Origin of the sequence: Rhizobium sp. CF080 (genome assembly GCF_000282095.2) — a bacterium.
Classification (GTDB): domain Bacteria; phylum Pseudomonadota; class Alphaproteobacteria; order Rhizobiales; family Rhizobiaceae; genus Neorhizobium.
Genome location: NZ_AKKC02000008.1, coordinates 581,751 through 596,117, shown reverse-complemented (window position 1 = coordinate 596,117; position 14,367 = coordinate 581,751). Strand labels below are relative to the sequence as shown.

At 61.9% G+C, this 14,367-nt stretch carries 14 protein-coding genes; 3 read left to right on the top strand and 11 right to left on the bottom strand.

Features of this window, described 5'->3' with window-relative positions; all coding sequences use genetic code 11:
- Positions 1-3 precede the first annotated feature (3 nt).
- The 7 genes from PMI07_RS19880 to PMI07_RS19850 form a co-directional block, all read right to left on the bottom strand.
- The gene (locus PMI07_RS19880; protein WP_024163960.1) at positions 4-1,791 is read right to left on the bottom strand and encodes an adenine deaminase; all 1,788 of its coding nucleotides are present in this window, start codon (positions 1,789-1,791) and stop codon (positions 4-6) included.
- Positions 1,788-2,729, bottom strand: coding sequence for a nucleoside hydrolase (locus tag PMI07_RS19875; RefSeq protein WP_024163959.1), 942 nt, complete (start codon positions 2,727-2,729; stop codon positions 1,788-1,790). The genes PMI07_RS19880 and PMI07_RS19875 overlap by 4 nt, the downstream gene beginning before the upstream one ends.
- Before the next feature lie 12 nt (positions 2,730-2,741).
- The gene (locus PMI07_RS19870) at positions 2,742-3,767 is read right to left on the bottom strand and encodes an ABC transporter ATP-binding protein (protein WP_007750732.1); all 1,026 of its coding nucleotides are present in this window, start codon (positions 3,765-3,767) and stop codon (positions 2,742-2,744) included.
- Complete coding sequence (locus tag PMI07_RS19865; protein ID WP_007750735.1) at positions 3,760-4,542, bottom strand: ABC transporter permease; 783 nt, start codon at positions 4,540-4,542, stop codon at positions 3,760-3,762. The genes PMI07_RS19870 and PMI07_RS19865 overlap by 8 nt, the downstream gene beginning before the upstream one ends.
- Entirely contained in the window at positions 4,539-5,381 is an 843-nt protein-coding gene (locus PMI07_RS19860; RefSeq protein WP_007750738.1) for an ABC transporter permease, read from the bottom strand. Before PMI07_RS19860 ends, PMI07_RS19865 begins: the two co-directional genes overlap by 4 nt.
- Before the next feature lie 206 nt (positions 5,382-5,587).
- Positions 5,588-6,610 carry an ABC transporter substrate-binding protein gene (locus PMI07_RS19855; protein WP_037087565.1) on the bottom strand — a complete coding sequence of 341 codons (1,023 nt, stop codon included), beginning with the start codon at positions 6,608-6,610 and terminating at the stop codon, positions 5,588-5,590.
- An 11-nt stretch (positions 6,611-6,621) separates the two neighbouring features.
- The gene (locus PMI07_RS19850) at positions 6,622-7,704 is read right to left on the bottom strand and encodes a LacI family DNA-binding transcriptional regulator (protein WP_037087563.1); all 1,083 of its coding nucleotides are present in this window, start codon (positions 7,702-7,704) and stop codon (positions 6,622-6,624) included.
- 153 nt (positions 7,705-7,857) lie between these two features.
- Between PMI07_RS19850 and PMI07_RS19845 the strand changes: the two genes are divergently transcribed.
- Positions 7,858-9,285: an amidase gene (locus PMI07_RS19845; protein ID WP_007750744.1), complete on the top strand. Its 1,428-nt coding sequence runs from the start codon at positions 7,858-7,860 to the stop codon at positions 9,283-9,285.
- A gap of 38 nt (positions 9,286-9,323) precedes the next feature.
- Here the strand turns inward: PMI07_RS19845 and PMI07_RS19840 are convergent, their stop codons facing one another.
- Together PMI07_RS19840 and PMI07_RS19835 are read right to left on the bottom strand one after the other, a co-directional pair.
- Positions 9,324-10,004 carry a hypothetical protein gene (locus PMI07_RS19840; protein ID WP_007750745.1) on the bottom strand — a complete coding sequence of 227 codons (681 nt, stop codon included), beginning with the start codon at positions 10,002-10,004 and terminating at the stop codon, positions 9,324-9,326.
- Between the two features lie 143 nt (positions 10,005-10,147).
- Complete coding sequence (locus PMI07_RS19835) at positions 10,148-11,065, bottom strand: LysR family transcriptional regulator (protein ID WP_007750747.1); 918 nt, start codon at positions 11,063-11,065, stop codon at positions 10,148-10,150.
- A gap of 114 nt (positions 11,066-11,179) precedes the next feature.
- On the opposite strand from PMI07_RS19835, the gene PMI07_RS19830 reads away from it, so the two are divergent.
- The gene (locus PMI07_RS19830) at positions 11,180-12,355 is read left to right on the top strand and encodes an acyl-CoA dehydrogenase (protein ID WP_007750756.1); all 1,176 of its coding nucleotides are present in this window, start codon (positions 11,180-11,182) and stop codon (positions 12,353-12,355) included.
- Between the two features lie 92 nt (positions 12,356-12,447).
- Here the strand turns inward: PMI07_RS19830 and PMI07_RS19825 are convergent, their stop codons facing one another.
- Together PMI07_RS19825 and PMI07_RS19820 are read right to left on the bottom strand one after the other, a co-directional pair.
- Positions 12,448-12,939 (bottom strand): SRPBCC family protein, encoded by a 492-nt coding sequence (locus PMI07_RS19825; protein ID WP_007750758.1) that lies wholly within the window; start codon positions 12,937-12,939, stop codon positions 12,448-12,450.
- Between the two features lie 11 nt (positions 12,940-12,950).
- Positions 12,951-13,424, bottom strand: coding sequence for a VOC family protein (locus PMI07_RS19820; RefSeq protein WP_007750761.1), 474 nt, complete (start codon positions 13,422-13,424; stop codon positions 12,951-12,953).
- A gap of 223 nt (positions 13,425-13,647) precedes the next feature.
- Here PMI07_RS19820 and PMI07_RS19815 point away from each other — a divergent pair, with 223 nt between their 5' ends.
- Positions 13,648-14,229: a cupin domain-containing protein gene (locus PMI07_RS19815; RefSeq protein WP_007750764.1), complete on the top strand. Its 582-nt coding sequence runs from the start codon at positions 13,648-13,650 to the stop codon at positions 14,227-14,229.
- Positions 14,230-14,367: the final 138 nt, after the last annotated feature.

Sequence of the window (14,367 nt, the reverse complement as noted above, 5' to 3'; positions counted from 1 at the left end):
TTCCTATTCGAGAATTTCGAGGATCGGCGATTCCAATAGCGTGCCGGTGGCGACATCGGCAATGCCGCGATCGGTCTGGTGCGGGCCGGGATTACAGGCGAGCGTCGCGCCGAAACAGGCCTTGAACACGAGATAGGGCGGCTGCCAGTCGACAATGCGGTCCATGACGGCGCGGATATTTCGGAAGCCACCGGCAACCTCTGCCATCGGCGCCTCCGAAACGAGGCCGGAGAGCGGCAGCGGCAGGAGCACTTCGACCTTGCCGCCAGTTGCCACCGCCATGCCGCCGCCGGCTTCGATCACCGCGTTGGCGGCAGCAGCCATGTCGGCTGGGTCGGAACCGAAGACGGTGAGGTTGTGGCTGTCATGGGCAAGCGTGGTGGCGAAAGCCCCTTTCCACGTACCCCAACCGGTGAGGAACCCAAGACGGGTGCGGCTGTCGGCCCGGCCGTGGCGGTGGGTCACGGCGATCAGTGTCGTGCCCTCCGGGGATACCACGTAGCCATCGACGACATCCGCATCCGTCTGCCCCCAGTTCGTGAAGCGCGGACGATCGATCGTCGCAAGCCTGACTTTGCGTCCCTCGGCCGGCAGCTTGAAATCTTCCTCCCGAAGCGGGTCGAGCTTGACCGAACCCTGCAGCAGGCAGGGGTCGGTCGTGTGGAGTTCGACGGTCATGGCGCCGTCACGCGCAATCAGCGTGCCGCTGGCAAAGACATGGCGGGCGCGGAAATCCGTGAGATCCTCGAAGAGCACGATATCGGCCCGGCGGCCTGCGGCGATCAGGCCGAGGTCGGGACGGCCGATACGCGCAGACGCGTTCAGCGTGGCGGCCTGCAGCGCCCATTCCGGTTTCATGCCATAGCGCACCAGCCGGCGCACCACGTCGTCGAGGCCGCCGCCCTGAACGAGGTCGTCTGGAAAGACGTCGTCCGTGCAAAGCGTCACCGTCTGCGGCAGACGGCCAAGCGCGTTGAGCGCCTCGACGAATTCCGGCAGCAGATGGTCGTGAGAACCGCGCATCTCAATGGTCAGGCCGGCACGCAGCTTGGCCATCAGGTCGGCGGCGGAGACGAGCTCGTGGTCGGAGGTGATGCCCGACGCCATGAAGGCGGCAAGGTCCGGCCCGACGAGACTGCGGGCATGGCCGCAGACCAGCTTTTCGGACACCAGCGCGGCCTGCACGATGCCGCTCATGCGCGGATCGCGGTCAATGACGCCGCGCATGTTCATGACCTCGGCAAGCCCGCCGATCTTCGGCCAGAACAGCATTTCCTCGATCGTCGCCGCGTCAAAATCGGCCCCGGCCATTTCGAGGCCCGGCGCAGACGGCACGCAGGATGGCGCCAGAACGACGGCGCGCAAAGGCAGCGGCGTCACCGCTTCGAGCGCCCAGGCGACCCCTTCTGTCCCATTCACATTGCCGAATTCATGCGGATCCCAGACAATGGTCGTCACCCCGCGCGGCAGCACGGCGCCGGCATAGGTCGCCGGCGTCACCATCGAGCTTTCGATATGCATATGCGTATCGATGAGGCCGGGCGAGATGAAGGCGCCCGTCGCGTCGACGATCTCCGCGGCATCCGAGCGGGAACCGGTCTCGTGGACGCTGGCGATCACCGGTCCGACGAGACCGATATCGGCCGGGCGCAGCTCGCCCGTCACCATGTCGACCAGCGTGCCACCCGATATCAGGATATCGAACGGCGCATCGCCGCGCGCCGCGGTGACGGCACGGTCACGCAAAGCGGGTTCCGTGAATTCCTGTACGCTTGAGATGATGTTCTTCACCAGCTCGCCTCCGCATGCAAAGTCTCGAGAATGACCGCCTTCGCCTTTTCGACGTCGATATCGACGCCGTAGGTGGCATTGAATTCGCCCCGGCCAGTGCGCGTCTCGACGACCGTGCGGCCGCGCGTCAGCGTCCCGGAAAGTTCGATATCGATGCGCGCCTCGCGCCAGGTGACGTGTTCCGGAAACACGAAGGCGACGGCCGCGACCGCATCGTATAGCGCCATGGCCGGACGGCCGCGGCTGGTGGCGATGGCGACGAAACCGGCCAGCAGATCGGCGACCAGTTCTGCATTGCGCCCGCCCGCAGCCCGGATCGGAGCGACGTCGTCGGGAGCGCAAAGCACCTTGCGACAGAGATCAAGATCGACCATCCGCAGCGGGATCTGGTGGGCGAGCACGATCGCCAGCGCTTCCGGATCGGCAAAGGCGTTGAACTCGGCGGACGCCGTGTGGTTGCCGGTGGTGACACCGCCGCCCATCCACGTGAGATCGGTGATCTTGGCCGCAAGATCCGGCCGGGCGAGTACCACCGCCGCGATATTGGTGAGCGGCCCGAGCGCCATGATGCGGCGCTCGCCCTGCTCTTCGCCATCACCTTTACCCTTTTCAAGCCAGGCACAGAGCGCTTCGAATGCGTCGGTATGGAACGTATCCGGGGCTTCCGGCAGGGCTTGGCCGGCGGTCGGAATGCCGGTCTTGCCGAGAATGTTGGTCGCGGTCTCCAGCCTGGCCAGCACCGGTGCGGCGCGGCCGGCATGCACCGGGAACGGCCAGACGAAGGCCGATGCCGCGCCCGCCGCATTGTGGCGGACGTGGTCGAGCGGCGCATTGCCGAAGACCAGGGAAACGCCGTCTATGCCAAGCCCCGCATGCGCCGCGACCATGATCGCGGCGATGTCGTCAAAGCCCATGTCGGTGTCGATCCAGATACCCATGTCAGCCGCTCCTTACACGAACCGCAGGAGCGGCGCAGCTTTTTCGGGCGGCAGATCGAAGAACAGGTCGGCACCCAGCGCATGCGCCGGCTGGCTCGCCTCCACCTCGGCCTTGATCGGGCCGAGCGAGGTGTCGAGCAGGTATTCCCTGCTGTCGCCGGCAAAGGATGTACCGCGCACGGTGCCCTGGAAAGGACCTGTCCCCAGGGACACCATACGCGGCCGCCAGGCAAGACCCGCCGCTGAAGGGGGCTTGCCCGAGAGATCGATGAGACCTGCACTGGTCTTCATCTTTCCGTTTTCGAGCGGGAAAATGTTTTCGAACCCGACAAAATCCGCAACGAAGGACGATGTCGGGCGGTTGTAGATGTCTTCCGGCGAACCGATCTGCTCTATCTTACCGCTCTTCATGACCACAATGCGGTCGGCGAGCGCCAAAGCTTCGGCCTGGTCGTGAGTGACGAAGATCATCGTCACGCCCGTCTCCTTTTGGACACGCTGCAGTTCGGTGCGCATTTCCAGCCGCAGCCGGGCGTCGAGGTTAGAGAGCGGCTCGTCGAGCAGCAGCACCTTCGGCTCCATCACCATCGAACGGGCGAGTGCGACGCGCTGCTGCTGGCCGCCGGAAAGCTCGGCCGGCTTGCGGTTCGCGAAGGTGGACAGACCGACAGACTTGAGGCCGGACTGGACCTTGGTCTCGAGCTCCGGCCCACGCATGCCCTTGAGCTTCAACCCGAAGGCGACGTTCTCGTAGACGGAGAGATGCGGGAACAGCGCGTAGGACTGGAACATCAGGCCGACGGCGCGTTTGTTGGCGGGAACGCGGGTGATGTCGGCGCCGTCGAGGCGGACATGACCGCTCTTGACCGCCAGCAGGCCCGCGATCGCCCGCATCGTCGTCGTTTTGCCGCAGCCCGACGGGCCGAGAAGCGCGATCAGCTCGCCCTTGCGGATGTTGAGATCGAGGTTGGCGACGGCGACGGAATCGCCATAGGCGAGCGTCAGCTTTTCGAGCGAGAGATAGGACGCGTCAGACATAGCGGGAGAACCCCAGGAAACGTTCGGCAACAAAAACGATGCCGATGGAGAGGAAGGCGAGCAGCGAAGAGAGCGCTGCGACGGACGGATCGAAGACGATTTCCATATAGGCGATCATGTCGACCGGCAGGGTGCGCACGCCAGGCCCCGAGAGGAACAGCGACACTGGCACCTGGTTGAAGCTGGTGACGAAGCCGAGGATGAAGGCCGACATGATGCCGCCGCGGATGTTCGGCATCACCACACGGAAAAAGGCACCGAGTCGCGAGGAACCCAGAAGCACGGCCGCTTCCTCGATATCGGAGCGCAGGTTGTCGAGGCTCGCCGAGACGACCCGCACCGCATAGGGCAGGACCAGCGCGGTATGGGCGAGGAACAGCGCCAGCGTGATACCGACCTGGAAGGGCACGACGATGTAACGCAGCAGGGCCAGGCCCACGATGATTCCTGGCACGATGATGGGCGCCGAGACCACGGTGCGGACGATCTCCGCTCCCGGCAGCTTGTAGCGCGACAGGGCATAGGAAGCTGGGATGCCGAGGATGAGTGCTGCCGCCGTGCCGCCGATCGCCAGAAACAGCGACATGCCGAACGAGGCGCGGAAACTCTCGACCGTGAAGACCTTTGCGATCCAGCGCAGCGAAAAGCCCTGCGGCGGGAAGGCAAGCGTCTCGCCGGCAGAGAAGGAGGCGGCGACGATGATCAGGAACGGCCCGATCAGGAAGGCGATCACCAGAAGAAGCGTGATCGGGATGAAGAGGCTGCGCAGCGTCATGCCTGGCTCCTCTGCTTGTTGCGCGCCGTGGCGACTCGCTTGAGAAGGATGTTGGCGGCAAAGCTCATGACGATCAGGATGAAGGCGATGACGCTTGCCGCGACGAAATTGTTGGAGACCGCAACCTGCTGGTAGAGCAGTGTTTCGAGCATCAGCACCTTGGAGCCGCCGAGGATGGCGGGGGTGATATAGGCGGTCAGCGAACCGGTGAAGACCAGCGTGCCGCCGATCACGAGGCCTTCCTTGGTGAGCGGCAGCACGACCTTCCAGAACACCTGGAACCAGTTGGCGCCGAGCACCCGGGCCGCCGGAATGGCGTCCTTCGGCATGTTCTCAAGCGCCGAGATCAGCGAGATGATCATCAGCGGCAGGAAGAGCTGCAGCAGGCCGATGAAAATAGCCGTCTCGGAAAACAGGATGCGCAGCGGCGCTTCGGTGATGCCGAGCGCCTGGAAAGCCTGGTTGACGATGCCGGTGCGGCCGAGGATGACGATCCAGGCATAGGTGCGGGCGACCGGCGAGATCATCAGCGGCAGCACCACGAGGCCTGTGACCTTGCCCTTGGCGCCAGGCTCCAGGCTGACGATCGCAAACGCCGCAGCATAACCGATCACAGCCGAGGCGATCGTGACCAGGGCGCCTAGCCGCAACGTACGCAGGAAGACGGCCTGGTTCAGCGAATTGGAGAAGAAATCCGTATAGGCGGAAATCGTCCAGCCGCCGGTCGGCACGCGAAATCCATCGGACAGCAGGATCACGACAGGCACGAGAAACACCGCCGCCGCGAAGATCGCGGCCGGCAGCGCAAGTGCCAGCGCTTCAGTCCTGTTCTGGAACATTGGTCGTCTTCTCCTGCGCCCCCGCGCCAAGCGGAGGGTGTTGTAAAAAAAACCCCTTCTGGCCTGCCGGCCATCTCCCCCACAAGGGGGGAGAAAACTCGTGGCACCATCTCGCCCAATTCAAGCTGCGAGGGCGCGGCAGGTTAAGCCCCTCCCCCTTGTGGGGAGGGGTTTGGGGCGGGGTCTTATTATGGTTCGGCCAGCCCTTACTGCCCCACCTTCTCATTCCAGGTCTTGATCCAGCCGGCGCGGTTGTCGAGAGCGACAGCAGACGGAATCAGCTTCAGGCTCTTGGCCGTTTCCTCGCCATAGGTGAGGTTGTTGGCGATCGCGTCGGACAGCTTGACGTCCTTGTTGGCCGGGCTGTCGATCAGCTTTTCGGCGAGCTTGGTCTGGACTTCGGTGGAGATCCAGTAGTCCATGAACTGCAGCGCCAGGTCCTTGTTCTTCGAACCCTTGGTGGCGACCATGACATTCATGCCGCCGGTCTGACCTTCCTTCGGCATGGCCCAGGCGATCGGGAAGCCGAGCTTGGTGAAGGGCGCCCAGGTGAAGCGGCCGATCGGCGCGGCCCAGATTTCTTCCTGCTGCATCAGCTGCACGAGCTGCGAGGACTTCTCGTAGAAGGTGACGATTTCGGCCTTCTTGGCGCCGACCGCTTCGATCGGGGCCTTCAGGTCAGCCGTGTCCTTGGCGAGAGCCAGGCCCAGCATGTAGAGCGCCGGCGGGCCCTGGTTGGTGGTGACGTTCGGCCATGCGACATGGCTTGCATATTCCGGCTTCAGGAGATCGGCCCAGCTGTCGATCTTCATCTTGTCGGAACGATAGGCGATCGAGGTGGCGTAGAACGTGTAGCCGACGCTCATGCCGTCCTTGTTCGGATCCTTGGCCACGTCATAAAGCTTGCCGAAGTTGGAGAGCTTCGAGGTGTCGACCTTGTCGATCAGGCCGGCGCGCGAGGCAGCCAGCGCGTCTGCCATCGAGATGACGGCCATGTCTACGACCGGGTTGGCCTTGTTGGCCTCCATCTTGGCGAGGCGCTCGACGCTGTTGCCGGTCTCGACGACCAGCTTGCAGCCGCAGATCTTCTCGAAGGGATCGTAGACGATCTGCTTGTATTCGTCCTGGGCGAGCGCATAGACGGAAATCGTCAGCGTCTTCTGCTGCGCCTCGGCGGCACCCACGGTGAGCATCAGGGCAGCGCCCGATGCGAGAATGACCTTGTTCATGGCTTGTATTGTCATGGCTTGAGTTCTCCTGCTGTCGGCTTGTTTGGGGTTCTGGCATGTAAATTCGGCACGCCGTCGGCGTGCGGAGCACCCGTGGACTGGCGCACGATGAGCTGCATCGGGACCCGGTCGATCTCGGAGGTCACCTTGCCGGCGGCCTCCTCCTCTTCGCCCTCGGATTCGATTACGCGGATGAGGGCCGCAATCGCCAGATCGGCGATAACGGCCATGTCCATGCGCACGGTGGTAAGCGCCGGCGTGACGACTGCCGACCAGATGAGATCGTCGAAACCGGTGACGCTGACCATTTCCGGCACGCCGATACCGGCGCGCTGCAGCTCCGTCAGTGCCCGAAGCGCCGAAAGATCGGAAACCGCCGCAAAAGCCGTGAAACCGGCCGCGGCCTTCTCCGCAAGACCGAGCGGGCAGCCTTCGCCTGAAACCGCCTCGACCCTTTCGATCCACATCGTATCGCATTCGACGCGGGCGCCGAGCCCGGCCTTCAGCCCGCCGATGCGGTCGTTCTGCACGTTCGAGGATACACTGGTGCCGATCAGCAGGACCTTGGCGTGGCCGAGCGCTGCGAGATGCCGGCCCATCTGCGCCCCGCCCTCCCAGTGGTCGGCGGCAACCGTGTTGCCGGGCGTGGAAGGCGTATCGATGACCGCGACCGGACAGCCGACATCGGCAATCCGCGTGCCACGCCGGGGAACGATGACCATGCCGTCCACGCCGCGTTCGAGAAGCCTGCCGATCGCCTCCGTCTGGGCAGCGATGTCGCCACGGGAGTCGGCGATCAGCACGCCATAGCCAGCATTCGAGGCGGCGTTCTCGATCGCCTGGGCGATCTGCGGGAAGAGAGGATTGGCGATGTCAGGCAACACGAGGCCGAGCACGCCGGTACGGCCGGTGCGCAGCGCCCGCGCGGTCAGGCTCGGCACGTAACCCAGTTCGCTTGCCTTGGAACGCACCTTCTCGATAAGCTCCGGCGATACGCGTCCCTTGCCGGAAAGCGCATTCGACACGGTCGCGGCCGACACGCCGAGGGCGGCGGCGATCGCGCTCATGTTGGGTCCGGGACGAGGTGAAGCCATAGGATGCTCTGATTAAACGTTTAAGCACGAATACTTTGCTCAAAAGGCTTTGTCGAGTCGTTTGTAATTGTGGGCCGACGCTATCCCCACATCCTGCCTTGACTCCTCGACCTCCACCAGTGGAAATCCTCGGATATTCATGAGGGAAGAGCGATGCACGACGACGAGATCACCGGGCTTTCGGCGACAGCCCTTTCGGAAGCGATTCATGACGGCCGGGTCTCCTGCGTGGGAGTGATGACGGCCTATCTCGACCGGATCGACAGGCTCAATCCGGCGATCAACGCGATCGTCAGCCTGCGCGGCCGGGACGAACTCCTGGCTGAGGCCGCCGCATGCGACGTCGAGCTTGCTTCCGGCATATCACGCGGCTGGATGCACGGAATACCGATCGCCATCAAGGATCTCTGCGAGGTCAAGGGCATCCGCTGCACCTACGGCTCGCCGATCTTTGTCGATTTCGTGCCCGACAAGGACGAGGTGATGGTCGAGCGCATCCGGGCGGCCGGCGCAATCATCATCGGCAAGACCAACACGCCGGAACAGGGGCTCGGTTCGCAGAGCTACAATCCCGTCCACGGCGTCAGCAGAAACCCCTACGACCTGTCGAAAACCGTCGGCGGATCGAGCGGCGGTGCGGCAGCCGCCCTTTCGGCGCATCTCCTGCCAATTGCCGACGGCAGCGACCAGATGGGCTCGCTGCGCAACCCCGCCGCCTTCAACAATGTCGTCGGTTTCCGCCCGAGCTTCGGCCGCGTCCCCTCCTCCCTGAAGCCCGAAAACTTCTTAGGCCAGCTTTCGGTGCTCGGACCGATGGGCCGCACGGTGCGCGACGTCGCCGCCCTGCTCTCGACGCAAGCCGGTTACGATCCGCGCGATCCGCTGTCCTTGCCGACCGAAGACCTGATGCCGCGGGAAGACCGCGATTTCTCCGGCGCCCGCATTGCCTGGCTCGGCGATCTCGGCGGTTACCTGCCTTTCGAACCGGGCGTGCTGGAACTCTGCCGGGCGACGTTGCCGGTCTTCGAAAGGATCGGCTGCACGGTCGATGACGTCGTGCCGGACTTCGACATGGCTGACGTCTGGCGCTCCTGGACGACCCTACGCAGTTGGCTTACCGCAAGCGGCATGCGTGACAACTACGACGACCCGGCCAAGCGCGCGAAGATGAAGCCCGAGATCATCTGGGAAATCGAGCGCGGGCTCGACATGACCGCACGCGAGGTGCATTTCGCCTCCAAGCGCCGCAGCGCCTGGTATCAGTATCTGCTGACGACGTTCGACCGCTACGACTACCTGATCCTCCCCGCCGCCCAGGTCTTCCCCTTCGATGCCGACACCCATTGGCCGAAGGAAATCGCCGGACGGACGATGGACACCTATCACCGCTGGATGGAAGTCGTGATCCCCGCCTCGATGGCCGGCCTGCCGGTCGCGGCCATGCCCGCCGGGTTTGGGACAAATGGTTTGCCGAACGGCATTCAGATCATTGGGCGGCCGAGAGGAGATAAGGCTGTCCTGGAACTGGCGCTGGCTTATGAGGCGGCGACGGATTGGTTGAGGAGAAGGCCGAAGCTTTAGGTGTAGACTGCCGCTCTTTTGGAATGACGGCCATGCGGTCATTCTTTCTTGACAATTGACTTCGGCAGCAAATCGACGATTTTTGTCGCTATTCCACCGACGATATCAACTTTGGCCAGGACCGCCTCAAGAATGTCTCGCCCAGGTTTTAATGGAATCACACCCAGACAATCGCTAGCGTAATCCGAATAAGCTTCAGATAGTGCATCAATACCTTCATTGTACAACTCGTATGCAGGAATGACGGAATTCGTTATAATGTCGCGATATTCCAACGCCATTTTCGTTATGATATCATTCTTTTTGGTCCAATAAGCTTCATCTTTGCCTTTCGAATTATATCCTCCCTCCAATATAGCAAGTGAACGCCTATGGCCGCTCATCGATGTCAACGCAGATTTATGAGAAGCCTTGATTAAGCTATGGCTTTTTTCCAGCTCTTTTCGAGATTTATCCAGGTCAACAAAAGAACTTTCGAAAAATACACTCCACGTGCCCCGCTTGCACCGAGCGACCATACGCTCTGCGTTTCGATAACGTTTGGCTACTGATTTGGTTTCCTTGTCCACCGGCAGCCATAGATCATCGATCCGCTCGAAAGAGCTGAGCTCTTTGTTAAGATCTCCATTTACGGAGGCATCACCACTAGAAGCATGCGCAACTACAGATCCACATGTAAATATTATAGCGATCACAGCATTTCTAAGAGTTATTTTCATAGTCCCTCACAACGTCAAACAATCGTCAACAAAAATAGCCATTAACAACCATAGGTATGAAAGATAAAAATACAACCTGAATTATTGGGGGTTTTATACTTTAGTTCAGAGACATATGAATTTGAGCAAGGCTCTATCCCGCCTCACCACCCCACCACGTCCTCCCGATACCGCCCGATCTCCTCCAGCAGCCACGCCCGGAATGCCACCACTGGCCGGAAATCCGCCTTGCTCATCGGCGCGACTGCATAATAGGCGCTGGTGCTTCTGACCTGATGTGGAAAAGCCTCGACGAGTTGGCCGCTCGCCAGCTCCGAGTCGATCAGGAACAGCGGCATCAGCGCCACGCCCAAGCCGGCGATACAGGCCTGCGCCACGCTGCCGAACTGTTCGAACCGCATGCCCTGCAACGGCGTGCCGGAGACCCCGAGGCTCTCGAACCAGTGATTCCATGCGCCCGGCCGCGAGGCCATGTGCAACAGCGGCAGGCGCAACAGGTCCTCTCCCTTGCGGATCGGATGCGCGGCGAGGAAGGCCGGCGAGCAAACCGGCGCCACCATTTCCTCCATCAGGAAGGTGCATTCCGCCCCCGGCCAATCCGGCTGGCCGATATGGATCGCCATGTCGATCCCGTCGCGGTCGAAATCGAAGACCCCGATGCGGGTGGCGAAATTCAGCGTGATCTCCGGGTGCCTGGCGACGAATTGCGGGATGCGCGGCATCAGCCAGCGGGTGCCGAAGGTCGGCAGGATCGCGAGGTTCAACTGGTCGCTATGCCGTTTGGTCATGACGGCTAGCGAGGCCGAACGGATCTGCGACAGGGCGTTCGCTACCGCCTTGGCATAATCCGCCCCTGCCGAAGTGAGGCCGACGCCGCGGCTGGTGCGGTCGAACAGCTGCACGCCCAATTGCTCTTCCAGCCCTGAAACCTGTCGGCTGATTGCCCCTTGCGTCAGCGACAGCTCTTCCGCAGCCGCCGAGAAACTGCCGAGCCGCGCGACGGAATCGAAAGCGGCGAGCGCCGAGGTGGAGGGAAGCAGTTTTCGCGAGAGGCTGACCATGCCCTATTACTATAGATCATGACCGGATGAGTAAACGGTGCTTGCTCTTCGCCTGCCGCTAGCGATAATTCTTCAAACTTCAAATTGCCCGATTTCAAACCGGAGGCGAGACCCGTGGCTTTTTCCTGGAATGATCCCTTTCTTCTCGAAGACCAGCTGACTGAAGAGGAGCGGATGATCCGCGACGCGGCGGCCGCCTTCGCCAAGTCCGAATTGATGCCGCGCGTCAATGAAGCCTATCTTGACGAGACGACTGACAAGGGCCTGTTCAAGCTGATGGGCCAGACCGGCCTGCTCGGCGTGACGCTGCCGGAAGAATATGGCGCGGCCAACGCTTCCTACGTCGCTTACGGCCTCGTTGCCCGCGAGATCGAACGCATCGACTCGGGCTATCGCTCGATGATGAGCGTGCAGTCGTCGCTGGTCATCTACCCGATCTTCGCCTACGGCTCCGACGAGCAGAAGAAGAAATATCTGCCGGGCCTCGTCTCCGGCGAGCTGATCGGCTGTTTCGGCCTGACCGAACCGGATGCCGGTTCCGATCCGGGCGGCATGAAGACCCGTGCCGAAAAAATCGAGGGCGGTTATCGCCTGCGCGGTTCGAAAATGTGGATTTCCAACGCGCCGATCGCCGACGTCTTCGTCGTCTGGGCGAAGTCGGAAGCCCATAACAACGAGATCCGCGGCTTCGTGCTCGAAAAGGGCATGAAGGGCCTGTCGGCCCCGAAGATCGGCGGAAAACTGTCGTTGCGCGCCTCGATCACCGGCGAGATCGTTTTGGACAGCGTCGAAGTCGGCGAGAATGCGATCCTGCCGAACGTTTCGGGCCTCAAGGGCCCCTTCGGCTGCCTCAACCGCGCCCGCTACGGCATTTCCTGGGGCGTCATGGGTGCGGCGGAAGACTGCTGGTTCCGCGCCCGCCAGTACGGCCTTGATCGCAAGCAGTTCGGCAAGCCGCTCGCCGGCATGCAGCTCTACCAGAAGAAGCTCGCCGACATGCAGACCGAGATCGCGCTCGGCCTCCAGGGTTCGCTGCGCGTCGGTCAACTGATGGACCAGCACAAGATGGCCCCGGAAATGATCTCGATCGTCAAGCGCAACAATTGCGGCAAGGCGCTGGATATCGCCCGCCAGGCCCGCGACATGCACGGCGGCAACGGCATCCAGATCGAATACCATGTCATGCGCCACTCGCAGAACCTGGAAACGGTCAACACCTACGAGGGCACGCATGACGTCCACGCACTGATCCTCGGCCGCGCGCAGACGGGTATTCAGGCATTCTTCTGAGAAAGCGTTGCCTTTTCGGCAAACCGGCCCGGCCGCCTACCAGCGCGCCGGGCCTTCTTATGACCGCGTTTCAGCCAAACAGCGATCGTGGGTTAGGCGCTCGCGCCCAGGGTGACGAGAAGTTCATCCAGCTGCCCGAACTGTTCGGGCATCGCACCTTCCATGCCGGCACAGGATTCGTCGCACGCCTCCTTGGAAGGATAGAGCTCGTGCAGGACCAGCAGCGTCCTGCCGTCCTGCTCCTCGAAGGTGACCGTAGTGACGGAGCCGTTTTCGCTTTCGTCATTCGTCCAGACGAGGCGCGAAGGCGGCGACACTTCGAGATATTTGCCGAAGAAGGTCATCGAGCTGGAGGCGTCCTGTCCGAATGTGACACTATAGCCGCCTCCGGTGCGCGCATCCATCTCGCAGGCAAGAAGCGGAACGCCGCTGGATTTCGGTGCCCACCACTGCTTGAACAATTCCGGCTTGGTCCACGCATCGAACACGAGGCGAACCGGAGCGTTGAAGCTGCGCGTCACGACGAGTTCGCGCTCGGACCTCCGTTCGACCGCCGTGCGCCCGTCACTCGCTTTCTTGTCCATCGATTTTCTCCTTAACCGCGGCGGGCGGCTTCGATAGCGGCAACGTCGATCTTCTTCATGGTCATCATCGCATCGAAAGCGCGTTTCGCCTCGGCGCCACCGGCAGACATCGCTTCCATGAGGACGCGAGGCGTGATCTGCCAGGAGATGCCCCATTTATCCTTGCACCAGCCGCACTCGCTTTCCTGGCCGCCATTGCCGACGATGGCGTTCCAGTAACGATCGGTTTCCTCCTGGTCTTCGGTCGAGATCTGGAAGGAAAAGGCTTCGTTGTGCTTGAAGATCGGCCCGCCGTTCAGGCCGATGCACGATACACCCGCAACGGTGAATTCCACCACCAGCACGTCTCCCTGTTTGCCGTCCGGGTAATCACCGGGCGCGCGGGTTGCAGTGCCGACTGCACTATCCGGAAAAGTCTCGGCATAGAAGCGGGCAGCCTCCTCTGCATCCTTGTTGAACCATAAGCAGATCGTGTTCTTTGCCATTTCAGTTCTCCCTTTCAATCCTGACTACGAGGCCGTCAGTCACGACCGCTCCTTAAAGACGTACCTACTTTCGGCGATCCGACATCCAGCGCGAAAAAATCTCAAATTCCCTCACACCCCACGCCGTTTTTCGTCATTGGCGAAATTTCCGCCTTCGGTGTATCAGTGAAACGGGCTCCCCTCGCGGGGCTGAGCAGGGATGGAATAAAGGTCGATTGGAAGAATGCATGCCACGGAGAATGCGGCTGAAAGCGCCGAGGGCGGTTTCGATGTCGGTGAACGGCTTCGCCTGGTGCGCAAACAGCACGGCCTTTCCCAGCGCGCGCTGGCGGTCAAGGCGGGCGTCACCCATTCGCTGGTCTCGCTGATCGAGAAGAACAAGGTGAGCCCTTCGGTTGCCTCGCTGAAGAAGATCCTCGAGGCGATCTCCTACCCGCTCACAGATTTCTTCGCCCTAACCCTGCCACCCGTAGACCAGATCTTCTATCGCGCCGACGAGTTGACGCCGCTCTCCACCGGCGCACTGACGCTGCTGCAGGTGGGGGATGCGAAATCCCACAGCGTGCAGATCTTCCACGAGTTCTACGAACCGGGCGCCGATACCGGCGAAACCATGCTGAGCCACGAGGCCGAAGAAGGCGGAGTGGTGGTTGCCGGCGAGCTGGAAGTGACCGTGGGCAGCCAGACGCGCATCCTGAAAAAGGGCGACGCCTTCCTGTTCGACAGCCGTCTGCCGCATCGGTATCGCAATGTCGGAAATGAGCGCTGCGAGGTAGTAAGCGCCGTAACACCACCCTATCTTTAATCACAGCGCGCCAAAGATTTTCATCCTGCGCATCTGAATATTGATTGTTCCTGTCAATTATTTTAGGTCAGATCAACACACCCTCATCTCCTCCCCGCGCCGCCTCCCCGGCCATTTCCAGCGATCAACCGAAAGTGG

Bases quoted from the DNA above. Each gene is read 5' to 3' on its own strand.
- PMI07_RS19875 (WP_024163959.1), bottom strand. From the start codon at position 2,729: ATGGGTATCTGGATCGACACCGACATGGGCTTTGACGACATCGCCGCG.
- PMI07_RS19870 (WP_007750732.1), bottom strand. From the start codon at position 3,767: ATGTCTGACGCGTCCTATCTCTCGCTCGAAAAGCTGACGCTCGCCTAT.
- PMI07_RS19865 (WP_007750735.1), bottom strand. From the start codon at position 4,542: ATGACGCTGCGCAGCCTCTTCATCCCGATCACGCTTCTTCTGGTGATC.
- PMI07_RS19860 (WP_007750738.1), bottom strand. From the start codon at position 5,381: ATGTTCCAGAACAGGACTGAAGCGCTGGCACTTGCGCTGCCGGCCGCG.
- PMI07_RS19855 (WP_037087565.1), bottom strand. From the start codon at position 6,610: ATGAACAAGGTCATTCTCGCATCGGGCGCTGCCCTGATGCTCACCGTG.
- PMI07_RS19850 (WP_037087563.1), bottom strand. From the start codon at position 7,704: ATGGCTTCACCTCGTCCCGGACCCAACATGAGCGCGATCGCCGCCGCC.
- PMI07_RS19845 (WP_007750744.1), top strand. From the start codon at position 7,858: ATGCACGACGACGAGATCACCGGGCTTTCGGCGACAGCCCTTTCGGAA.
- PMI07_RS19840 (WP_007750745.1), bottom strand. From the start codon at position 10,004: ATGAAAATAACTCTTAGAAATGCTGTGATCGCTATAATATTTACATGT.
- PMI07_RS19835 (WP_007750747.1), bottom strand. From the start codon at position 11,065: ATGGTCAGCCTCTCGCGAAAACTGCTTCCCTCCACCTCGGCGCTCGCC.
- PMI07_RS19825 (WP_007750758.1), bottom strand. From the start codon at position 12,939: ATGGACAAGAAAGCGAGTGACGGGCGCACGGCGGTCGAACGGAGGTCC.
- PMI07_RS19820 (WP_007750761.1), bottom strand. From the start codon at position 13,424: ATGGCAAAGAACACGATCTGCTTATGGTTCAACAAGGATGCAGAGGAG.
- PMI07_RS19815 (WP_007750764.1), top strand. From the start codon at position 13,648: ATGCATGCCACGGAGAATGCGGCTGAAAGCGCCGAGGGCGGTTTCGAT.